At 61.3% G+C, this 21,695-nt stretch carries 20 protein-coding genes and 1 pseudogene; 1 reads left to right on the top strand and 20 read right to left on the bottom strand.

Annotated features, from left to right (window positions below; all coding sequences use genetic code 11):
* Positions 1 to 348 precede the first annotated feature (348 nt).
* The 4 genes from BCCGELA001_RS08380 to BCCGELA001_RS36890 all read right to left on the bottom strand — a co-directional run bounded on the left by BCCGELA001_RS08380 (position 349) and on the right by BCCGELA001_RS36890 (position 4,392).
* Positions 349 to 1,524: a Gfo/Idh/MocA family protein gene (locus BCCGELA001_RS08380; protein WP_060735043.1), complete on the bottom strand. Its 1,176-nt coding sequence runs from the start codon at positions 1,522 to 1,524 to the stop codon at positions 349 to 351.
* Between the two features lie 14 nt (positions 1,525 to 1,538).
* Positions 1,539 to 2,594 carry a sugar phosphate isomerase/epimerase family protein gene (locus tag BCCGELA001_RS08375; protein WP_008561471.1) on the bottom strand — a complete coding sequence of 352 codons (1,056 nt, stop codon included), beginning with the start codon at positions 2,592 to 2,594 and terminating at the stop codon, positions 1,539 to 1,541.
* Between the two features lie 203 nt (positions 2,595 to 2,797).
* Positions 2,798 to 3,247 carry a hypothetical protein gene (locus tag BCCGELA001_RS08370; RefSeq protein ID WP_008561473.1) on the bottom strand — a complete coding sequence of 150 codons (450 nt, stop codon included), beginning with the start codon at positions 3,245 to 3,247 and terminating at the stop codon, positions 2,798 to 2,800.
* Between the two features lie 845 nt (positions 3,248 to 4,092).
* Positions 4,093 to 4,392 (bottom strand): hypothetical protein, encoded by a 300-nt coding sequence (locus BCCGELA001_RS36890; protein ID WP_144441207.1) that lies wholly within the window; start codon positions 4,390 to 4,392, stop codon positions 4,093 to 4,095.
* A gap of 423 nt (positions 4,393 to 4,815) precedes the next feature.
* On the opposite strand from BCCGELA001_RS36890, the pseudogene BCCGELA001_RS38735 reads away from it, so the two are divergent.
* Positions 4,816 to 5,016, top strand: a pseudogene (locus BCCGELA001_RS38735) (IS3 family transposase); the annotation flags it as partial.
* Between the two features lie 92 nt (positions 5,017 to 5,108).
* Here the strand turns inward: BCCGELA001_RS38735 and BCCGELA001_RS08360 are convergent.
* The 16 genes from BCCGELA001_RS08360 to BCCGELA001_RS08290 all read right to left on the bottom strand — a co-directional run bounded on the left by BCCGELA001_RS08360 (position 5,109) and on the right by BCCGELA001_RS08290 (position 21,686).
* Complete coding sequence (locus tag BCCGELA001_RS08360) at positions 5,109 to 5,354, bottom strand: DUF2274 domain-containing protein (RefSeq protein WP_060735042.1); 246 nt, start codon at positions 5,352 to 5,354, stop codon at positions 5,109 to 5,111.
* Positions 5,355 to 5,358: 4 nt separating this feature from the next.
* Positions 5,359 to 6,570, bottom strand: coding sequence for a TrbI/VirB10 family protein (locus BCCGELA001_RS08355; RefSeq protein WP_008561491.1), 1,212 nt, complete (start codon positions 6,568 to 6,570; stop codon positions 5,359 to 5,361).
* The gene (gene trbG, locus BCCGELA001_RS08350; RefSeq protein ID WP_060735041.1) at positions 6,567 to 7,601 is read right to left on the bottom strand and encodes a P-type conjugative transfer protein TrbG; all 1,035 of its coding nucleotides are present in this window, start codon (positions 7,599 to 7,601) and stop codon (positions 6,567 to 6,569) included. Before trbG ends, BCCGELA001_RS08355 begins: the two co-directional genes overlap by 4 nt.
* The gene (trbF, locus tag BCCGELA001_RS08345) at positions 7,598 to 8,281 is read right to left on the bottom strand and encodes a conjugal transfer protein TrbF (protein WP_060735040.1); all 684 of its coding nucleotides are present in this window, start codon (positions 8,279 to 8,281) and stop codon (positions 7,598 to 7,600) included. Before trbF ends, trbG begins: the two co-directional genes overlap by 4 nt.
* 101 nt (positions 8,282 to 8,382) lie before the next feature.
* Positions 8,383 to 9,612, bottom strand: coding sequence for a P-type conjugative transfer protein TrbL (trbL, locus tag BCCGELA001_RS08340; RefSeq protein ID WP_060735039.1), 1,230 nt, complete (start codon positions 9,610 to 9,612; stop codon positions 8,383 to 8,385).
* Positions 9,609 to 9,980, bottom strand: a complete 372-nt coding sequence (gene trbK-alt, locus BCCGELA001_RS35795) for a putative entry exclusion protein TrbK-alt (protein ID WP_083543316.1) — start codon at positions 9,978 to 9,980, stop codon at positions 9,609 to 9,611. The genes trbL and trbK-alt overlap by 4 nt, the downstream gene beginning before the upstream one ends.
* Entirely contained in the window at positions 9,980 to 10,711 is a 732-nt protein-coding gene (trbJ, locus tag BCCGELA001_RS08335) for a P-type conjugative transfer protein TrbJ (RefSeq protein WP_008561497.1), read from the bottom strand. The genes trbK-alt and trbJ overlap by 1 nt, the downstream gene beginning before the upstream one ends.
* On the bottom strand, positions 10,708 to 13,149 hold the full coding sequence (gene trbE / locus BCCGELA001_RS08330; RefSeq protein WP_008561499.1) for a conjugal transfer protein TrbE: 2,442 nt from the start codon (positions 13,147 to 13,149) through the stop codon (positions 10,708 to 10,710). The genes trbJ and trbE overlap by 4 nt, the downstream gene beginning before the upstream one ends.
* A 10-nt stretch (positions 13,150 to 13,159) precedes the next feature.
* Positions 13,160 to 13,423 (bottom strand): VirB3 family type IV secretion system protein, encoded by a 264-nt coding sequence (locus BCCGELA001_RS08325; RefSeq protein WP_060735038.1) that lies wholly within the window; start codon positions 13,421 to 13,423, stop codon positions 13,160 to 13,162.
* The gene (locus BCCGELA001_RS08320; protein ID WP_060735037.1) at positions 13,423 to 13,749 is read right to left on the bottom strand and encodes a TrbC/VirB2 family protein; all 327 of its coding nucleotides are present in this window, start codon (positions 13,747 to 13,749) and stop codon (positions 13,423 to 13,425) included. Before BCCGELA001_RS08320 ends, BCCGELA001_RS08325 begins: the two co-directional genes overlap by 1 nt.
* Before the next feature lies 1 nt (position 13,750).
* Complete coding sequence (gene trbB / locus BCCGELA001_RS08315) at positions 13,751 to 14,665, bottom strand: P-type conjugative transfer ATPase TrbB (protein WP_008561509.1); 915 nt, start codon at positions 14,663 to 14,665, stop codon at positions 13,751 to 13,753.
* 237 nt (positions 14,666 to 14,902) lie between these two features.
* Positions 14,903 to 16,225 (bottom strand): MFS transporter, encoded by a 1,323-nt coding sequence (locus BCCGELA001_RS08310; protein WP_060735036.1) that lies wholly within the window; start codon positions 16,223 to 16,225, stop codon positions 14,903 to 14,905.
* A gap of 134 nt (positions 16,226 to 16,359) precedes the next feature.
* Complete coding sequence (locus tag BCCGELA001_RS08305; protein ID WP_008561513.1) at positions 16,360 to 16,785, bottom strand: CopG family transcriptional regulator; 426 nt, start codon at positions 16,783 to 16,785, stop codon at positions 16,360 to 16,362.
* Between the two features lie 6 nt (positions 16,786 to 16,791).
* The gene (locus BCCGELA001_RS08300) at positions 16,792 to 18,780 is read right to left on the bottom strand and encodes a conjugal transfer protein TraG (protein WP_008561515.1); all 1,989 of its coding nucleotides are present in this window, start codon (positions 18,778 to 18,780) and stop codon (positions 16,792 to 16,794) included.
* Between the two features lie 34 nt (positions 18,781 to 18,814).
* The gene (locus BCCGELA001_RS08295; RefSeq protein ID WP_060735035.1) at positions 18,815 to 20,578 is read right to left on the bottom strand and encodes a relaxase/mobilization nuclease domain-containing protein; all 1,764 of its coding nucleotides are present in this window, start codon (positions 20,576 to 20,578) and stop codon (positions 18,815 to 18,817) included.
* A gap of 418 nt (positions 20,579 to 20,996) precedes the next feature.
* Entirely contained in the window at positions 20,997 to 21,686 is a 690-nt protein-coding gene (locus BCCGELA001_RS08290) for a lytic transglycosylase domain-containing protein (protein ID WP_083543315.1), read from the bottom strand.
* Between the last annotated feature and the right edge of the window lie 9 nt (positions 21,687 to 21,695).

Genomic DNA, 21,695 nt, shown 5'->3' with positions numbered 1-21,695 from the left:
CGGAAACTTACAGGCGAGACAAAGCCTAGCAGCGCCGTTCGTCCGCGCGAAGTCTTGGGCTCACGGAGAGCAATCCGCCCTGCCCTTGGCTTTCGCGCCCGACGCTGCCGCGTCCACCGCAAGCCCGGCTCGCGAACGTGACGACCACACGATCGCCCCTCAAGGATGAGCCGGAATGGGCGATGTGTACGATATATCCGAATTTCGGTAAACAGGAATATTTTGCGGCGGACGGGTTGACTCGGTGCGAAACAGGGATAGCCAGCTGCTTTTGGCAGCAAAGGAGTTGCCGAGTCGATTGCGAGCAAACTCGTGTTTGCTCGAAGCCTGCCCGATAACCGGCGGCAGTCAAGTCATCCGAACCCAGACGCCGTTGGCCGCGGATGACTTCACCGCAGCATCGATCAACTTCACACCTGCAAGCCCATCCTCGACCGTCGGAAAGACGACATCGGGATGCGGCCTTTCGCCGGCCGTTGCCGCACGGATGGCACGCGCCGCCTCGGCATAGATCGTTGCGAAACCTTCAAGGTAGCCCTCGGGATGTCCTGATGGAATGCGGGTGACCCGACTCGCCTCACCCGACGCTCCGGCCCCGCCGCGGGTCAGGAGCTGCCTGGGCCTGCCGTACCGTGTGAACCACAGGTGATTTGGATTCTCTTGCGCCCATTCGAGACCGCCCTTGCTCCCGTAGACACGCAGCGTGAGCCCGTTCTCATTGCCGACGGCAACTTGGCTCGCCCACAGCATGCCCCTGGCGCCGCCCTTCCACTTGAGAAGAATCTCGACATCATCATCGAGGCGGCGCCCCTCGACAAATGTCGACAATTGCGCGAGCAGCTCGTCGAGCTCGAGCCCGGTGACGAAGCACGCAAGATTGTAGGCATGGGTGCCGATGTCGCCAATGCACCCACCGACTCCGGACCGGGACGGGTCCGTACGCCATGCCGCCTGCTTCTGGCCGGTGGCCTCCACCCGCTCCGTCAGCCAGTCCTGCAGATACTCGACCTTGACGAGACGGATCTCGCCGAGATCACCATTTGCGACCATGGCGCGCGCTTGCCGGATCATAGGATAGCCGGTGTAGTTGTGCGTGACGACGAAGATCCTGCCGGTCTTCCTGACCAGCGCCACCAGTTCCTCAGCCTCGGCAACCGTTGACGTCAGCGGCTTGTCGCAGATGACGTGGATGCCAGCTTCGAGAAACGCCTTGGCGACCGGGCTGTGCATGTGATTGGGCGTCACGATCGAAACCGCCTCGATGCCATCTGCTCTCGCAGCTTCAGCCCGCGCCATCTCCTCGAAGGAGCCATAGGCACGGTCGTCGGCAATGCCGAGGTCCTTTGCGGAGGCCTTGGCTCGATCCGGATCCGACGCGAGCGCGCCGGCCACCAGTTCGAACTGGTCGTCGATGCGAGCGGCAATGCGATGGATGGCCCCGATGAAAGCACCTTGGCCGCCGCCGACCATCCCGAGACGGATACGACGATGGCCGCCAGTTCCATTGCCTGCTTCGATAGCCATGTTGCACCCTCTCGTCAGGAGATGCCGAGCATCTTGCGGTTGGCAGCATCGTCAGTGCCGGTGCCTGCGAAGTCGTCGAAGGCTCTCTCAGTAACCCGGATGATATGGTTTCGGATGAACTCGGCGCCCTCCCGCGCGCCTTGCTCGGGATGTTTCAGGGCACACTCCCACTCGAGCACCGCCCAGCTGTCGTAGTCGTATTGCGTGAGCTTCGAGAAAATGGCGCCGAAATCGACCTGACCATCTCCGGGCGACCGGAAGCGCCCGGCACGGTCGACCCAGCTCTGGAATCCCCCATAGACGCCCTGGCGGCCGGTCGGGTTGAATTCGGCGTCCTTGACGTGAAATGCCTTGATGCGCTGATGGTAGATGTCGATGTAGTCGAGATAGTCGAGCTGTTGCAGGACGAAGTGCGAGGGATCGTAGAGCAGGTTCGCGCGCTTGTGGTCATTCACCCGCGCGAGGAACATCTCGTAGGAGACACCGTCGTGAAGGTCTTCGCCAGGGTGGATCTCGTAGGCGAGATCGACACCGTGCTCGTCGGCATAGTCGAGGATGGGCCGCCAGCGCCTGGCGAGTTCGTCGAATGCCGTCTCGATCAGGCCAGCGGGACGCTGCGGCCAGGGGTAGACATAGGGCCAGGCAAGCGCGCCGGAGAAAGTCGCCTGGGCAGTAAGCCCGAGTCGCCTGGACGCAAGAATGGCGCGCTTGACCTGATCGACCGCCCATTCCGTGCGGGCCTTGGCGTTGCCACGCACTTCCGGCACGGCGAAGCCGTCGAATGCCGCGTCATAGGCCGGATGAACGGCGACGAGCTGGCCTTGGAGATGGGTCGAAAGCTCGGTGATGGAAAGGCCGTGGCGTGCCGCGACACCCGTCACCTCATCGGCATAGGCTTGAGACTCCGAAGCCTTGTTTAGGTCGAAGAGCCGGCCGTCCCAACTCGGAATCTGAATGCCCTTGTAGCCCAGGGAGGCGGCCCATCCGCATATCGTGTCGAGCGAGTTGAACGGCGCCGCGTCGGCGGCGAACTGAGCGAGGAATATCGCAGGCCCTTTGATCATCTTCATCGCATGGTTCCTTTTGCCTTGGACGTCGGGGGCGCATGCCTTCATGGTGTGAGCGACACAACGGACTACGGCGTGCAACGAGAAGAAGCTCTATACCCACACAGGGCGGCTCGCAGAATGGGTCGAACGAAGCGAAACCATTGATAGCATCCGACGCGAAGCGCGATGCGATTTCGCAAAGCTCGATCCATCCTACAGAATTCTCAGCCGGCGCAAGCTCGTTCGATTTCAGTCATGTAGGATGTCCAGTCGAACGCAAAGACGCCGACCTTCGGCAGTTTGATTTCGCTGTCATCTCCATTCTCGTACGCAAAGTCGGACCAATGCACGACGCCTTCGCGCCGCGAAACGAGCGCGGTGATCGCTCCGCACGCAAGGTCTCCGCATTCCGGGCAAATATACAAAGCCACGCGGTGACTGCCGCCGATCCGAACGGCCGTCAGAAGTCGCGCGACTCCGTTGTTCAGGCGAAGGGCAAGCTCGGGCTCCCGTTGAGGGACCGAAAGACAACCGGACAAATCGAAGTTGGAGGCCCCGGTAACAGCAAAGAGAGATTGGCCGTTGACGACAAAATCGAAGGTGTATCGCTCCGTCTTCGCGGAGCCTCCACCACCGCTTCGGTGAAGCACTGCAAGTTCAAGCTGGTCGGACATTCCCCAACACTCTGCGCCTAGTTGATCTATGCAGTACGAGCGACGCGGCCAGCAGAGCGATACGACCAGCACAATGCAACCCGTCAGCGTCGGGTCGAGCGCACTCGAACTTCTGGAGAAATGTCAGCGATTTAGGTGAGTGTGGTAGCGGGAGAACGCTACCGCCTTTCCCCACACCAACCAAATTTACGATATCTCATCCAGACTTGCGCTTGAACCAGTTCATGAGCGCCGCGGTGGGCTCAGCTCTTACACTCTTAGAAAGGCCGCGAACCCTCAGTGCGGGCTAACTCGCCGAAACTCGAAAAGTAGCGCATGTTCGGCGCCAGCATCGTACCCGGCCTCAATTCAGTACCCGTGCAGTCTCGATCTGGAAGCTAACGGAATGGAGAGCACTTCCTCTAAGTCAAAGAAGATATGCCTTGACCAGCAAATCGGGATCTGGGAGGGGACAGACAGCTTCCAAGATCCACCGCCCTCTTAGTACACAGTGCAGCCAGCAACCGCTCGGGCTTATCTCCCTTCAGGGTACGCTGACCCGCTTTGCCGGCGCCGGGAAGCCGGCGCGGAGTTGATATGCGAAATGCACTCTCATTTTCGATGAACGGTACTGAGTCTGGGACGGCGGGCCGGGCTGTGATCGCGAGGAGTGGACGACGCGCCCGCCCCACATCAGAGCTGCCCAACAGGACATCGGATCGCGAGGTGAACGCTGCCTTAGATGATCCGAGAACGCCCGCAGCCGAATAGACGTATCGGTTCTCGCCCCAGCGTATTAGCTCAGCTTGGTCCTCCTGCGCGAGTTCGAGCGCTTGTCAGCGTGCCTGCGATTAAAGAACAAACGCCTATTTCGCGGCGGCGTTTTCGGCCTTTGGTTTCTCGCAAAGAAGCTGGCTTTCCGCCCGACGGGCTTTACTCCAGATGCCCCGGGCATGGTGACCAACCAATCCTGATAGCTGCGTCGCGGGTACGATGCCGATAAAACCGGCGGCGTGAGGACGGGCTGCGTGGGTTACTTGGGAAAAGAAAAAATGTCCGCAAACCGCGTACTTTGGTTCGGCATCGTTCTCGCGCTTTGTCTCGGCCTCGGTGTTTGGCTGGTTTTGCCCGGCGGACGAGCCCGTAAGGAGGATGGTAAGGACCATGGTCTCCGTGCGGACGACGCCCTAGTCGACAAGGTTAAATCAACTTGGCGAGCGCAGGAAGGCGAGATGGCGGAGCAAATCTTCGCGAAGGCCTCGATGGTCGCCCACTTCGTTCGCAGGGGATGGGAGCTTGGACCAAAGAACGACAATGGCGAGCTCGTTGTCTTTTCATGGACCAAACGCCGGTCTGATGAAGGAAAGGAGGGGTATAAGGTCACATCGGAAGCGGCCCCCGAAGGCACGGTGAAACTTGTGGCCACCTATGCAAAAACGATGGAACTAGGCTGGCCACCGTTCGCATTTTCGCTTGTTGCTGACGAGCAAAGGGGCGAGAATCGTCGTTTTTTGCATGATCCGGCTGGCCTAAACTTCCCGACGACCTCGCAAGGCAGCCTGGATGCTCTACGGCGCGGCCGCTGCAGCAAGGAGATCTGTCATGCACGAGTTCGCTAGACTATCGCCGTGTCCACGTTCTGCTCCGCCGCGAGGAATGGCGTCACGGCCAGAACGAGACTTGCCGAATCTATCGCCGGTTGGGCCCGCAGCTGCTCAACAAAGCGCCAAGGCGCGGGTCAGAGCCAATCTGCGTGATGATCGCAGGCTAGCAACCGGTTGAACGAGACCTGAGCGATGGATGTTGTCCACGATCAGTCGGCGACGGGCATAAGCTGCCCGTGCTCAGCGGACTGACGCTTCCTGAGGCTACTCACAGACCGCTAACCGTCGCCTGAACCCGATATTCGGGTGTGATAGGTCCGCCGCAGCCTGGCGAAGCCCCGATCTGTGGCCATAAAGCGTGCTAGCATCAGCGCAATCAGCTTGGAGGGATCAACACGCTGGCCGGCTTCGTTTGCCAAAGCTTCCGCATATACCACGAGGTCTCGGTGAACTTGTGCAGGAAGCTCAGCCGTGACCTTGACCGGCTTGTCGTCTGGCACTGCCCCTATCCTGAGCTTTGGCACGGCGTCACCCTCTGTATGCTTCAAGAACAAGATCACGATTGACAATGACGCGAACTGGGAAACCAGGTCGTACCGTCAGAGTAGGCTGAATGTTGAGACTGCGCCGAACCACCTGCTGACCGGTCTGGTTCAGTGAGTCCGAAGCGCCGTGCCGCAATGCCTGGATGATTGCGCTGTCGTTGCTGTTCGTGTCCGAGCTGGCTCCCAGTTCGGTCCCGACCGCCAGAAACGTCGATAGTGCCGCAGCCTTGAAGAGCTCGCCCCAGTGATGGTCGACCTGGTCTTCGAGGCCTGCATAGCCTGCGGTGTCCGCGCCAGGCTGCCGCTCGAGAACGATAGAATGTCCATTCGGCATGATCAGCCGGGTCCAGACGAGCAGGACCCGGGACTGGCCGAAAGTGATCTGGCTATCGTAGATGCCGATCAGACGCGCCCCCTGGGGCACAAGCAGAAAGCGACCCGTCGGCGTGTCGAAAACATTCTCGGTTACCTGCGCGGTAATTTGGCCTGGCAGGTCCGATCGGATCCCGGTGATCAGGGCTCCCGGAAAAATCGTCCCAGCCTGCACGATATATGGTGAAGCTGGCTTGGTGACGCGATCAGGGCTGACTGTGCGGCGGTCCACAGACGCGTTCACGAAGGCAAGCTTGCGGTCCTGACCGTTCTGCGTAAATCCGTCGTCATTGGCACTCGTCGGGCTTTGTGATGCGATGCGATCGCCCACTACACCTGCAGCCGTGGGCTCACGCGCTTCTCTCCCGTTGGCCGGAGCGAACAGATGGCTGATGCGGGCTGCTTCGGTCTCTTGATCCCGGCGCTGCTGTTCCGGATCAGCGCCGATCGTCGGCGACTGGCCTTGGGCTGCAAGGATCGGCCGACCGAGGTCCCCGGGAAGCGGCGGCCCCAATTGCGGGATGGGTTGGCGCGGAATGCCAGCGTAGTCCTTCGGCAGCGCCGTAATACCATCGGCGACATTGTGATGGTCGGTACTGTAAAGCTCATCGGCCGCATGGTCTCGAGGGCGATTCTTCTGCAGCGACCACAGCACGGCTCCGCCGATGACAAGCAGGGCGACCGCGCTCACTCCCGCCAGAACTTTCCGCGACAACCGCGTCACGCGCGGGTGCTCCGCTCTCAAGCGAAAGCTTCCGGATTGATCCTCTTGGGTCCCAGGCAGAGACGCTTGCTCCTGATCGTTTCCATTTCTGACATTCATGACGACGGCCTCCCGTCGGCCCGGACAATACGGACCTTCTGCTGGTGCTCGCCGCCAAGCCGCAGTTCGGCGGCAGCAAAAAGCCGATCGACGATCAATACGTTGCCGTAAGCGCGATAGTTGACGAGTTCAGTCTTGCCGTCTGGACCGATGACGAAGAGCGGAGGCATCTCGCCCTGCACGATGCCTTGCGGGAATTCGACATAGACCTTGCGGCCATCGTCATATGCGGCGAGCGGCCGCCAGGGAGGACTGTCCCCTTCAATGGCATAGCGGAAGATACGCTGTGCCGGATCCGGAAGAACGGGTTTCAGAGCGACCGAACGCGATCGTTCGCGTACCGTTTCAGGATAGTACCAGGCAACGGATGGCATGTATGGCCGCTCGCGGGATCGGAGCTCAATCAGGTACGTGCGCCGGTCAGTATTGACCACCAGGTTGGTCTCGATCGAAGCTCGGGTCGGCTTGACCAGGATATGGACGCGTCGTGTATCGCCGCTCCCGCTCTCGGTATCGCCCACGACCCAGCGCACGGTATCTCCGGCCGCGATCGGCCCCGATCCCGTCAACTGCTCCCCCTCCTCGAGCGCAATATCCGTGATCTGCCCCGGTGCGGCGTAAATCTGATAGAGCGCCCCTGGACTATAGGCGTAGATTTGCGCCGCATTGAAATAGCCCCGCTTGCGCGGCTCGACCCGAGCTGCGCTGTTCGCCGTCTCAACCCGGCCGACCGGCTCGGGCTCTTCCTTCCCTCCCGACTTACCGCCCAAAGCAGGCTTCCAGAGTGGCGGAACGTGAAGCGGACGCGGTCGGTCGTCCACAGCCACTGGCGATGCCGGCAACGGAGGAACTTCCGCGTCGTAGCTAATTTCTGGCGGAATGTAAGTCGCGCAGCCACCTAGCGCCGATGAACAAAGCAGAAGCGCGGATAAAATCGCTCGCTTCGAGGTCAGGAATTCGGACCAAGTCGAATTGAGCTCTCTTTGTGAGTTGAGATGTTTCGAACGAACGTCAGACAGCGTCTTGGTCACTGACTCAACTCCTTTGACCAGTTGATGGCGCGGACGTAGACGCCAAGGGGATTCTTGCGCAGGCGTTCGGCATCGCGGGGCGTCTCGATCACGATCGAGAGAATTGCAGTCCAGCGCTCAGTCGAGCTCAGCGAGCCATAGTCGTAGACGCGCTGGGTCCAAGCGACGCGAAAGCTTTCCGACGACGCGCGAATGACGCTTGAGACGTCGACGGAGATTTGCGCCTTGCCCAGTTTGGCAAAGGGATCATTGTTGCGCGCGTAGTCGTTGAGCGCAGCGGCGCCGCGATCGGTTGTAAACTCATAGGCGCGGAGCCAGTTTTGCCGCAGAACGATGCCGTCGGCCGGCAGACCTCTGACATCCTCGATAAAGCGCGCCAGATGGTAGGCGATCTGCGCATCAGTGGGTTGATAGTCGATGTTGGCCGGCGCAACCCTTTGGGCCTGGCCGAGATGATCGACTTCGACCACCCAGGGCGTGATCGAGCCCTGGCTCGATCGCCAAACAAGGCTACCTGCGAGACCAACTGATAACATCAAGCAGCCGAACGCCATCAAGCGCCAGTTCTTGGCCTGCACGCGGGCAGATCCAATGCGTTCGTCCCAAACCTGCGCTGCCTTTTGATAAGGCGTGATGGGCTCGGGCATGCGCCCGTAGTGAACGGAAGGTCGTTTAAACATCTATCATTGCCCCTGAGATCAAGTGATCGGTGTAATGTCGGGCGGCGTCTGAATTTGAGGCGCCGCCCCACGGCGTGCGACGAACGCGCATTGGCGGCGTGTCAGCGCTCTCCTTCGGACAAATCGACGGACGAGCCGCTGCCGCCGTGATCGCCTGCGCGCACCGCCTGTCCGGCTGCCGACGCACCGTGCCGAATGGTCTCAGCACGTTTCATGCGCCGCGCCCAATCGGGCTGCCCTTCGGTCGAAGTGCTCGCGGCCTGCTCGGCCCCTTGCCCACCACCGCTGAGGACGGCCGCAGCGCGGCGCAACGGGCTCATGGCAGCCGAGCTGCCGGCCTCTGCCACACCGGCCAGGCCGCCGCTTCGATAGGCGGCGGATGCGCCGCTCAAGACGGCGCCGCCCCCACGCGCGGCGCCCGCCAACGCTCCGCCAGCGAGTCCAGCACCACCCACGGCAATACCTGCGCCGGCAGCAACAACCCCGCCAGCGGCAAGGCCTGTGCCAATCGCGGCGCCGGCGCCGAGCTGCGGCCCGCCGGACACCAGGCCATTTGCGATTCCCGGACCAAAGATGCCGAGGCCCAGCAAGGAGAGCGCCGCAAGCACCAAAGTCATCGCATCTTCAATGGTCGGCTGTGCGGCGCCGAAGCCTGCGGTAAATCGCGAGAACAGGGTCGAGCCGATGCCGACAATGACGGCCAGGACCAGGACTTTGATGCCGGAGGATATGACGTTGCCCAGGACGCGCTCTGCCGCGAAGGCAGTCTTGCCAAACAGTCCGAAGGGGATGAGCACAAAACCAGCCAGCGTCGTGAGCTTGAACTCGATCAAGGTGACGAAGAGCTGGATCGCCAGAATGAAGAAGGCGAGCAACACCACGACCCAGGCGAACAGGAGAACGACGATCTGGACGAAATTCTCGAAGAAACTGATGTAGCCCATCAGGTTGGAGATCGAATCGAGCAGCGGACGGCCGGCGTCCAGCCCTACTTGGGCGATCTTTCCCGGTCGCAGGAAATCTGCCGCGGAGAGGCTTGCGCCTGATGCTTTCAGTCCCAAGCCGGCAAAGCTTTCGAAGACGATGCGCGCCAGGCTATTCCAGTGGCCGATGAGGTAAGCAAAGACGCCGACGAAGAGCGTCTTCTTGACGAGGCGCGCGATAATGTCCTCATCCGGCCCCCAACTCCAAAACAACGCAGCAAGCGTGATGTCGATCGCCGCAAGGGTCGTTGCGAGATATCCGACATCGCTACCCAGCAGCCCGAAGCCGTTGTCGATATATCGCGTGAACGTTTCCAGAAACTGGTCGATGATTCCGGTGCCGGTCATGGCTTACTCGCGTCAGGTGTCGCCTGGGGCGGACATCCTTGCGGCATGCGACTCTGGTCCTTTGGGGCGGGCAGCAAGACTGCGGCGGAATCATCGTGGCCTGCATCCGCTGGACCGTCTTTCTTGCCAAAGAAGCGACGCCGGTTTTCGTCCCAAACCCGCTTGCAACGTTGATAGCCCGCCGCGCTCTCCGAAGTGACGCTGCGGCAGCGTGCGAGGTCTGAGCTCGTTGCGCCTGTCGTCTGCTCTGCCTTGGGCGGCGGCGGAGATTCCTCTCCACCACGAAGCTGAATCGTGCAGGCAGCGACGGCGAATACGCCGATTGTCGTAAGCAGCGACAACGCCTTGAACGCCCTTACATCGGTCATCAGTGGAACATCCGCACGTCTTGAGACTGATAGCCCTGTCCGGGCGTCAGGAACCGCCGAAGCTGTTCTCGCCCCTGATCTTGGGCCGAGGCGCGCTGAGCTGCTTCGAGGCTCTGCGCCCTGCCCTGCGCCGCCACGGCAGCCGTGAGATCGGCGAGTTGTTGCGCTTGAAGGGCGAGGATCTGATTGCCCGCCTGGGTTGCCTGCAGGGCGCCACTCGCACCCTGACTTGATGTTACAAGCGCTGAGGTCTGTATGCGGTTGGTGTCGAGATTGCCGACGACGCCGGCCTGAACACGGAGGGCATCCTGCATTGCGGCTACAGAATTTTGCCAACGCGATTGAGCGTTGGTGATCAATGCCTGGTTGGACTGGCTCCCGTTGACCGGCGCATAGCTGGTGGAGAATGCGCCATCGATTTGCTGGACGTCGTAGGCGATGCGCTGGGCCTGGGCCAACAATTGCTGGGTCCGCTGGATCGAGGATTGCAGTTGCTGCAACGATGAATACGGCAGGTTCGCCAAATTCTTTGCCTGGTTGATGAGCATCTGCGCCTCGTTCTGCAACGAGGTGATCTGATTATTAATCTGCTGCAGCTCACGCGCAGCGGTCAGGACATTCTGAACGTAATTGTTGGGGTCAAAGACGATCCACTGCGCCCGCGCGGGCGCCGTGGTACCAAGCACCACCGCGACGGTGCCAGCAGCCGCCAATAGGCCAAGTCGCATCATAGGGATTTCTCCAGATTTGCGAGATTGGGGATCAGGTCTATGGCCCAAGCGACACCACGGTGCTGGAGCCAGGCCGGCACGAAGCCTTCAGGACCATATGCGCTGAGGAGCTGCGCGATGGCAGCTTGGTCTGTCTTGGAAGACGCTGCGGTGAAGGCGAGCGCAACCTCGCCAAGGCCCAGTTCAAACATCCGGTTGCCGCGGCGGGACTGACAGTAGTAGTCGCGCTTTGGCGTTGCCCGGCTCAGAAGTTCGATCTGGCGATCGTTGAGTCCGAAGCGGCGGTAGATCGCGGTGATCTGCGGCTCGATCGCCCGCTCGTTCGGCAGCAACAGTCGCGTTGGGCAGCTTTCGATGATTGCCGGCGCAATCGCGGAGCCATCAATATCCGAAAGCGACTGCGTGGCGAAGATGACGGACGCGTTCTTCTTACGGAGCGTCTTCAGCCATTCCCGGAGCTGGCCAGCAAAATCCTCGTCGTCAAGAGCAAGCCAACCTTCATCGACAATCAGCAGCGTCGGCCGACCATCGAGGCGGTCTCCGATCCGATGAAAGAGATAGGCCAGCACGGCCGGTGCCGCGCTCGTTCCTATCAAACCTTCGGTTTCAAACGCCTGAACCGAGGCTTCGCCCAGGCGCTCGAATTCGGCATCGAGCAGGCGCCCGGACGGACCACCCAGGCAGTACGGTTGCAAGGCGCGTTTCAGCGAGTTGGATTGGAGCAGGACTGACAGGCCCGTCAGGGTGCGCTCCTCCCTCGGCGCCGAAGCGAGTGACGTCAGCGCGGACCACAGATGATCCTTGACCTCTGGGGTGATCTCGATCTTCTCCCGCGCCAGGATTGCGCCGAGCCATTCCGTTGCCCATCCGCGCTCGGAAAGATCGTCGATCCAGGCCAGCGGCTGTAGCGCGAGGGGCTGGTCGCCTCCGTCAGTCAACGCACCGCCGAGGTCGTGCCAGTCTCCGCCCATGGCCACCGCGGCCGCCCGGATCGAGCCGCCAAAATCGAACGCGAAGACCTGAGCATTCGGGTAACGGCGGAATTGCATCGCCATAAGCGCCAGGAGCACCGACTTTCCCGCGCCTGTCGGTCCGACCACTAGGGTATGGCCGACGTCGCCAACGTGGAGCGAGAACCGGAAAGGTGTCGATCCCTCGGTCTTGCCGAACAGGAGGGGTGGCCCCTTGAAGTGCAGATCCCTGGACTCGCCTGCCCACAGGGCCGACATCGGAATCATGTGGGCGAGGTTGAGGGTGGAAACCGGTGGCTGCCGCACATTGGCGTAGACGTGTCCGGGCAGACTGCCAAGCCAAGCTTCAACGGCGTTTACCGTCTCGATCATGCAGGTGAAATCGCGGCCCTGAATGATCTTCTCGACCAGCCGCAGCTTTTCGTCGGCTGCACCGGGATCGCCGTCCCACACAGTGACGGTCGCCGTGACAAAGGCTTGTCCGATCTGGTCCGACCCCAGTTCCTGCAACGCCGCGTCGGCGTCCAACGCCTTGTTGTTGGCGTCGGTATCGAGCAGCGTCGATGCCTCGTTGGTCATGACCTCCTTAAGAATGGCCCCAATGGACTTCCTCTTGGCGAACCATTGGCGGCGAATCCTGGTCAACAGCTTGGTGGCATCGGTCTTGTCGAGCATGATCGCCCGGGTCGACCAGCGATACGAGAATGGCAGGCGATTCAGATCGTCCAAAATTCCCGGCGTCGTCGCGCCCGGAAATCCGACGATCGTCAGAACTCGAACATTTGCCGAGCCCAGCATCGGCTCGAGCCCGCCGGTCAGCGGCTCGTCAGCCAATAGCGCATCGAGGTACATGGGAATTTCGGGTACCCGAACGCGATGACGCTTGGTCGAGATCGTTGAGTGCAGGTAAGTCAGCGTGTCCTGATCATCGAGCCAGGCGCATTCGGGCATGAAGCCTTCAACAAGCTGAAGCACGCGATTGGTCTGATCGATAAACCCACGGAGCACCTCGCGAGCATCTCCTCCAACCGTCCGATCGCGGCCTTCATAGAGCAGTCGCTCTGCCCTGGCGGCGCCCTCTTCCGGCGGCAAATAGAGGAAGGTCAGAAAATAGCTGGACTCAAAGTGGGCGCCTGCCTCCTCAAATTGAGCTTTGCGCTCGGCATCGACCAGTGCTGACGCAACATCAGGAAAGGTATTCGGCGGATAAGCCCCCCCAAAATGACGCTGCGCCTCCACGAACACGGCCCAGCCAGATCCGAGGCGGCGCAAGGCATTGTTGAGACGACCGGCGACGGCGACCAGTTCAGCCGGCACCGCGCTGTCGAGGTCGGGTCCGCGGAATTTGGCCGTCCGTTGGAATGAACCGTCCTTGTTCAGGATGATACCCTCGTCGACCAGGGCAGCCCAAGGCAGGAAGTCGGCGAGACGCGCGTTGGAATGACGATATTCGGCAAGATTCATCATGACCGTGAGCTCAGGTGTTGAGATGGCCGGGAAGGCGCACGTGTCGGCGCACCACGTCCACGAAGGCAGGGTCGCGTTTGGCGGCCCAGACGGCGGCCATGTGACCGATGAACCAGAGCACGAGACCCGCGATCCACAGCCGCAGTCCAAGTCCAAGGGCCGCTGCAAGCGTGCCGTTAACGATCGCGACTGACCGCGGCGCACCGCCCATCAGGATTGGCTCAGTGAGCGCTCGATGAACGGGGACGACAAAGCCTGTGACCTGCTCATGCATCAGATCACCACGCCGCCGCCGAACGAAAAGAACGACAGAAAGAAGCTCGACGCCGCAAACGCGATCGACAGACCGAACACGATCTGGATCAGCCTGCGGAACCCACCGGACGAATCGCCGAACGCGAGCGTCAGCCCGGTCACGACGATGATGATGACGGCGATGATCTTGGCGACGGGGCCTTCGACCGACTGCAGGATCTGATTGAGCGGCTGCTCCCACGGCATGTTCGACCCAGCCGCCCATGCAGGGGCTGTCGCCAAAACAAGGGTACCGAAGGCGGTCAGTGAAGCCGCATTTCGAAGAAGGCATATTTGCTGACGCATGTCAGTCTCCTGCTGATGAAAGGCTGTAGTCGCCAGAGGGCCCGAGCCCTGAGACGAGGGCGAGCTCCGCGAGACGACGATCGACGCCGCGGCCGACAAGCACGGCGACTAGGTTGATGGTTTCGGCGATCAGGGCGCGCGGAACCGTGACAACGGCTTCCTGGATAAGTTGCTCGAGCCGTCGCAGCGCGCCGAGCGCGGTGCCCGCATGAATAGTGCCGATGCCACCGGGATGGCCGGTGCCCCAAGCCTTGAGCAAGTCGAGCGCTTCGGCACCGCGGACTTCCCCAACGGGGATGCGATCAGGGCGTAGTCGGAGCGAGGAGCGGACAAGGTCCGACAGCGTGGCAACGCCATCCTTCGCCCGTAGCGCGACAAGATTGGGCGCCTTGCACTGAAGTTCGCGCGTATCTTCGATCAGCACGACTCGATCGGAGGTCTTTGCCACTTCAGCTAAGAGCGCATTCGTCAACGTCGTCTTGCCGGTCGATGTCCCACCGGCGACGAGGATGTTCTTACGAGCAGCGACCGCGCTCTTCAGAGTCCTGGCTTGCTCCGAGGTCATAATCCTCCTGCCGACGTAGTCGTCGAGCGTAAACACGGCTACTGCGGGCTTGCGGATGGCAAAAGCCGGTGCCGCAACGACCGGAGGCAACAGACCTTCGAAACGCTCGCCGGTCCCGGGCAGTTCGGCCGAAACCCGGGGCGCGCCGGCATGCACCTCGGCGCCAACGTGATGCGCTACAAGGCGAACGATGCGCTCGCCGTCGGCTGCGGACAGAGTCTCGCCTGTATCGATCAGGCCATTCGACAGCCGATCAATCCAGAGCCGCCCATCCGGGTTGAGCATCACCTCGATGATCGCTTCGTCTTCGAGGTAACCGGCAATCGCAACGCCAAGCGCGCTACGCAGCATTCGCGCACCGCGCGAACTCGCTTCCGTTTGAAAGGTATGGATTGCCACCGTCGCTCCCACCGAATGAGGGCGTCCACACACGGCCCTCGGATGGGGATGATTAGAAAAGGCACCAATGGACTTGGCGCAACAAGCGCTTTCAATGATCGTAGGCTGGCGTAGAAAAAGAAAAGGGTTCGAACAGCTATTTGACGTCCACTAGGCGTCGCATCGATTCGCTGCGGGTCGCGCAGTTCATCACCACTCTGCATCGTCATCGCTTTGCTCACAGAAAATGCCTGCTTCGACCGCGTCGAAAGCACTGAGCGGCATGATGGAAGGAATTGACCCTGCGCGCGCGCGCCTCCGTGATATTGAGAACTTGAGCCAAGGTAGCGCGAACCAGATCAACGCCGAGACCTGGATTACGACATTGAGACCGAACGCGACCTGATAGGCCACAACGGATCTATGACCATCCTCCGTGGGCCACTGCTCCAGGATCAGACCCGTCGCGTATTGGGCCAGAAATGCCCAACCAAAGTGTAGAACGTTCAAGGCGCCGTTGGCCCGACCGGCAAGTTCCGCCGGAAAGTAATCCGCTATCACCGCGAAGCTGACCACGGTTGCAGTTCCGACAATTGCGACAACGGACCATGGCAAGACGGACGGCAAAGGCGCTCGTAGTATCAATGCTAGCTCAGCTGCGATAAACAGCACTGCAATCATCGATAAAATCGTCTCAGCCCCGATTTCTCTTCGTTTGAGGTAATGGACTGTCGTACCGAACAACCAGGCACCGCCGCTAAGTACGATCGACATTGTGAACAGCTGTTTGACCAGACTTGCGCGATCAAACCCCTCTACATCGGTCAACCACGGCGATGCCCACAATCCCTGCAGGGACCAAGCCGATCCAACGCAAGTCGCCGACAACGGGGCCATTCGCCAGAAGCGCTGATCATCGAAAACGGAGCTAAGGGTGGCCGGCGCTGTTGATGGGACAATGCCTCGCTCAGGAACCACGACATAGACAAGAATCGCCGTGGCACCCGTAGCGGCCGCCAGCATCTCAAAGAGCTGCCGCCAGTCCGTCCAGGTGAGTAAGTGTTCGACGGGAGTGGTGGCGGTCACCGCTCCTAGGGACCCCAGCATGATCATGTAGCCGTTCAGCAAGGCAACTCGTTCCCTGGGAAACCAAAGAATGATCGACTTCAGTCCTGCCGTCAGTGCCGCTGCCACCCCGAGCCCGATCATTGCGCGCGCGATCAAGAGTGACAGGAAGCTGGTCGACGCTGCGAATAAGCCGGCGCCCGCAGCGGCGATCAAAAGCAGTGCACTCTGGACGCGACGGGGACCAAAGCGGTCCAGCAAGATGCCGACGGGGATCTGAGCCGCTGCGAATACCAGGAAATAAACTGACGTAAGCAACCCGAGGTCGGCAGTCCCAAGCCCGATGTCTAAGCTGAGATGACCGGCAATCAAAGCGTTGATCGTTCGAAATAGATACGAAAGATAGTATCCAAAAGCAAAAGGGAGAAAAACGCACGCGATTCGACGCAATGCTATTGAGACTTCCATGCTGGCCCCTCTCGCACTCAGCTTGTTCGAGCCGATAGCGCGGCCAGCTTTTGCCAGTTCGGCTAAATTGCTACGGTCGTACGCTGGCGTAGAAAAAGAAGGGGGCGGCTCGATGGAGTATCTCAGACACGCCGTCAGGATTCTCCGACTGGCTCCTGACGGACGACCTCTTCTGGAATCTCGCGCAGAAAGCTCTGCCCCTTTTGCAAACGGCGCCCGAGCGCCTGGACAAATCCATCAAAGCGCTCCCTGCCCTTTGCCTGCGCAGCCGCCTGCGCATCGTTCGGCAGCGGCGGCGTAATCGTCAGCCAGAAGCGGATGAAGAGGGCCAAGGTCTCTGCCGTCAAGCCGACGTCACGCTCCAGCCTCTGCATCTGACGCGACAGCCGGTCCAGCCGACGGGTGAATGCTGCTTCCTGCCTGTCCGCTCCGTCCGGCGACAGAAATGACGCGACTGCCGCTTCCACGATCGCAGACCGGGAAAGCTTCTTGCGATCGGCAAGCTCCGAGATCTGTTTCAAAAGCTCAGGTGGGAAGTAGACATTCATCCGGTCGCGCATATTTCCTCAGAGCTCCATACCGTCCTTCGGATCCATGGCGACTTGACGGGCAACACCGCGCATCTGTTGGCGTATGAGCCGGGATTGACGGACCGCATCCTCGTCATCATCTAGAACGGCAGCGAATTCTTCTGCCGGTGTCGGTTCGGTCGTCGTCTCCTTGACGATCGCGACGTGATCAGGGAGTTCGGGCTCGCGGCGCAGGCCACTGTTCGCCGTGTCTTTCTCTCCTTGCTCCTTGTCGGTTGGCGGGCCAGCCGGCTTCAGAGGCCCGAGCGCTGACCACCCGTCCGTTCGCGATGATCGGCCGGCGCTCGGCGGATCGGGCGGCGGCAGAACCCGCTCGGTGAACCGCCGATCCTCGTAGTAGCGGACCTTCTTCGCCCGGATCGGCGCCGCACCCGCCACCATGACGATCTCGTCCATCGGAGGAAGTTGCATGACCTCTCCGGGGGTCAGCAGCGGCCTTGCAGTTTCCTGGCGCGAGACCATCAGGTGCCCCAACCAGGGGTTCAGCCTGTGCCCGGCGTAGTTCTTCATGGCCCTCATCTCGGTCGCCGTACCGAGTGCGTCCGACACCCGCTTGGCCGTCCGCTCGTCATTGGTCGCGAAGCTGACGCGGACATGGCAGTTGTCGAGGATCGCATTGTTGGGCCCGTAGGCCTTCTCGATCTGGTTGAGCGACTGCGCGATCAAAAAGCTCTTGATGCCGTAGCCCGCCATGAAGGCGAGCGCGGACTCGAAAAAGTCAAGTCGCCCAAGAGCCGGGAACTCGTCAAGCATCATCAGGACTCGATGCCGGCGATCGCGAGCGTGCAGATCTTCAGTCAAGCGCCGGCCGATCTGGTTCAGCACCAGACGAATGAGGGGCTTGGTCCGCGAAATATCCGATGGTGGCACCACGAGGTAAAGCGTCGCGGGGCGGCATTCTGCAATCAGATCGGCAATCCGCCAGTCGCATCGACAGGTCACCTGGGCCACGACGGGATCGCGGTAGAGGCCTAGGAACGACATCGCGGTCGAGAGGACGCCGGACCGCTCATTCTCGGATTTGTTGAGGAGCTCGCGCGCGGTCGAGGCGACAACGGGATGAGAGCCATTCTCGCCAAGATGCGCTGTGGTCATCATCGCCTTCAGCGTCGCCTCGATCGGCCGCTTCGGATCGGACAGAAAGGCGGCCACGCCGGCCAAGGTCTTGTCCGGCTCGGCATAAAGGACGTGGAGTATGGTGCCGACCAGGAGCGAATGACTGGTCTTCTCCCAATGGTTCCGCTTGTCGAGGGAGCCTTCGGGGTCAACCAGGACGTCGGCGACGTTCTGAACGTCGCGAACCTCCCATTCCCCACGCCGGACCTCGAGCAGCGGATTGTAAGCGGATGATTTCGGGTTGGTCGGGTCGAATAGCAGGGCGCGGCCATGTCGCGAGCGGAAGCCGGCGGTCAGTCGCCAGTTCTCACCCTTGATGTCGTGGACAATTGCTGACCCGGGCCAAGCCAGCAACGAAGGAATGACGAGCCCAACACCCTTACCGGACCGTGTGGGTGCAAAACACAAGACGTGCTCCGGTCCGTCATGGCGAAGGTAGTCATGGTCGAGCTTGCCGAGCACCACCCCATCCGGGCCGAGAAGTCCGGCCGCTCGAACCTCTTCCGCATCGGCCCAGCGCGCCGAACCATAGGTCTCGACATTCTTGGCCTCGCGCGCCCGCCAGACCGACATGCCGATCGCCACCGCGATCGAAATGAACGTCCCCGACGCGGCGATGAAGGCCCCCTCGACAAAGATCTGAGACGCATAGGCGTCGTAGACGAACCACCACCAGAAGAAAACTGGTGGGTAGTAGACCTTAAAGCCCAACAGTTCGAACCAGGGTTGCCCAAGCTCCGGCTGGTAGGCAAGCCGCCAGGCGGTCCACTCGGTTGCTCCCCAAATGGCGAGCAAAACGATCAGACCGACGACGATCACCTGTCCCCAGAGGATCTTGGTTCCAGACATCCCAAACGCCTTTCCGCTATTAATTGGGGGATAGCTAGAGGCCCAGGTCGCGCTTGCGGCCAAAGCCCCATTCGATGCCGCCACCGTCCTTCACGACGCCGGTGACATGTTGGCCGGATCTCTTTTCGAGTTCACGCGACCAGGGCACGAGCTGGAAGCCGAGCCCACTGTCGATCATGGCGAAGCGTCCGGAGGCGAGTGTCAGCCGATGGCGATACGTGCCCGCTACATGCTCCCCTGAGGTGGACTTCACGTGAGGCAGGCCGGTGTCGGCCGAGACCTTTGCTGTCACCTTGTCGAGTTCGCGTCGGCGCAACGTGTTCAGGAGGTCGCGCTGCAGGATGATGCGCTGGCCCTGCCGCCGCGCCAGCCCCTCCTGGATCAAATGCGCGGTACGGGCTTCCATGGCGTCGCGGGTCTCGCGGCCGAATCCGCCCATGGCGAGCGGCATAGGCTCACGTTCGACAAGCCTGTGGTCGAGCCAGGTCGCCCCTCTCGCGGTGACCTGCGCACCAAGATCTAGATCGGAACGGGTCGTGAGCAACAAGGTGGGGCGCGGGTCCCCGGCATGACCGAAGCGCCGAACCTCGACGATGCCACCAACTGGTGGAGCCTGTTCGAAAACCTCAACTCCTGGAAAGCGCACGTGGTGAGCGCGCCCGTCTGTTCCGTCAATGAGGGCGTAAGCTTCTCCGGTCAGTTCGTCATGCAATCCCCGATCGACCAGTCGTCCGATGATCTGGGCCGCCGGTTGCCCACCTTCGATGACATAGTCGGCAACGCCGCGCGCTTCCCCACGCTGAGTAAAGACGCGATGCATGGTCTTGATGATGTCGCCGCGCATGCCGAGCTCGCGCAAGTTACGCTCGGCCTCGAGCCCGACCATCCATTCCCCTGGTGCGGCGGATGCAGCAAGGCCCAGCTTCTCCAGGTGCTGAAGGCGGCCAACCATCAGTCGCCGGATTTCAGGTTCGGAGTTGCCGGGATTGTCTGGGCGAAGATCGATATAGCCGGTCTCATCTGCCGCCAGCCGGATCTCCCGATCGAGCCGCGTCCATCGTTCCGCCGCGACTTCCCTCTCCAGCGAATTGCGGATTTCATGCTCCGGCTTTGGCCCAAGTTCGATGGCGACCAGTTCCTCGGCGCGTGAACGCAGGCCGCGGCTGATGTAGTCGCGGGAGATCACGAGATCCGCCCCTTCCTCATCGACTCCCCTAACGAGAAGATGGACGTGAGGATTGTCCGTATTCCAGTGATCGACGGCCACCCAATCGAGCCGCGTGCCGAAGTCGACCGCCATCTGTCGGGCGAGATCGCGCGTGAAGGCTTTGAGGTCGGTCATCTCGCCAGCTTCCTCAGGCGAGACGATGAACCGGAAATGGTGGCGGTCGTCCTTACAGCGCTCTGCGAAGGCAGCGCCGTCGGCACGGTCGCCGCCGGCATCGAACATCTCGGCGCGCTCGCCGCTTTGCGTCACCCCGTCGCGCTTCAGATATGAGAGGTGGGCAGTGAGTGGTGCCGAGCGGAACGCTCTTCCTTTGTGTCGGACAACACGGGCCTTCACAACGACGCGGCGTGTCGGGCTGAACATCCGGCTGCGACTGAAGGCGAGCCGGCCGCGGCCAAACGTCGAGCGCCCATAAGCAGCAGAACTTCTGCCAGCCGCGGCCTGCCCCGAGGTGTGTCCGGCTTTCTTCGCAGCACGTAGCACCTGGTTGAAGAAGGTCTTTTGCTTCGGCGCGCGGGTACTGCGGATGCGTCCGGGCCGAACACGCAGATCGCTGTCGCCTGCGGTCATGGCCGGGCCTCCCAACGATCAAAAGCGCATATGGTGCCAAAAAGGCCCTTGATTACATTCGTCAAAATGCAAGGCGCGGCACGCGCCCCGACCGGCCGGCACGCCGGAACCCAAGCCATGTCAATGGCTTGCGGTTCTAGCGGCGAGCCCCTTTTATCTCGCCGTCCTGCCGTCGTGGTCTCCCAGTCGCCGGATCCCGAAAGAGCCGTCGCGACTCGGCAGCCGGCTCGCGAAGCCGCCACTGGTTCCGAGCGCTTGCGATAGCGATCGTTACCCGAAGGGCCGAGACACCCGAAGGGTGGCTCGGTGAGGAGCGAAGCGACGAGTAGAGCGCGGGCCGAAGGCATCGCCCATACGCCATCAACACGCGGCACCTGCTTGGTGAAGCACACGAAGACTTGCGAACCCGCGCACTTGGTCATTGCGATACTCCCGCATCCGATCGAGGGACGAACACGCCAATAGGCCGGGGGACCATGGGCGAAACATCGGGCGCAGAGATTGCAGTTGTGACGCCGCCCGACGGCATGAGCGCCGGCAACCGAACGCGTGTTTTCATGAGACCGGATCGCGTAACGAATAGCGTTGCAGCTGCTGCTGACTGTCCGCTGGACGTCCATCTCGGCGGCAATTCGATGCCCAGTAGATTTGCAAGCTTCGCGACGTAGGCTCGCGTCTCCTCTGGCAGAGAGCCGCCCGCGAGATGCTCTTCATAGCGAGATGGTCCCGCGTTGTACGCGGCAAACACGCCAGGCGAGCCGTACCGGTCGAGCAGTTCGCGTAAGTAAGCCGTGCCGGCCAGAATGTTGTAGCGCGGGTCGTAGGGGTCGTTCCCGAGATTGTAGCGCTCGCGAAGTTCCGCCCAAGTCGCCGGCATGATCTGCATTAGGCCCATTGCGCCTTTGGGCGACTTGGCGTGCACGTCTCTAGCGCTTTCGACGTTAATGACCGAACTGATCCAGTTCACCGGAATTGCAAAACGCTTCGAGGCTTCGTCGACGAAAACTGCAAACGGGTTGCTTGCCGGAGCAACCGCTTGAGCCAACACTGATCCACTCTCGGCTAGAGCATCACGGTCCGACGCAGCGAAAACAAGCAGCAGCGACACGACAGCCCA

Origin of the sequence: Bradyrhizobium sp. CCGE-LA001 (assembly GCF_000296215.2) — a bacterium.
GTDB lineage: Bacteria > Pseudomonadota > Alphaproteobacteria > Rhizobiales > Xanthobacteraceae > Bradyrhizobium.
The sequence above is the reverse complement of the archived record's forward strand: the minus strand, read 5'-3'. Positions and strand labels throughout refer to the sequence as shown.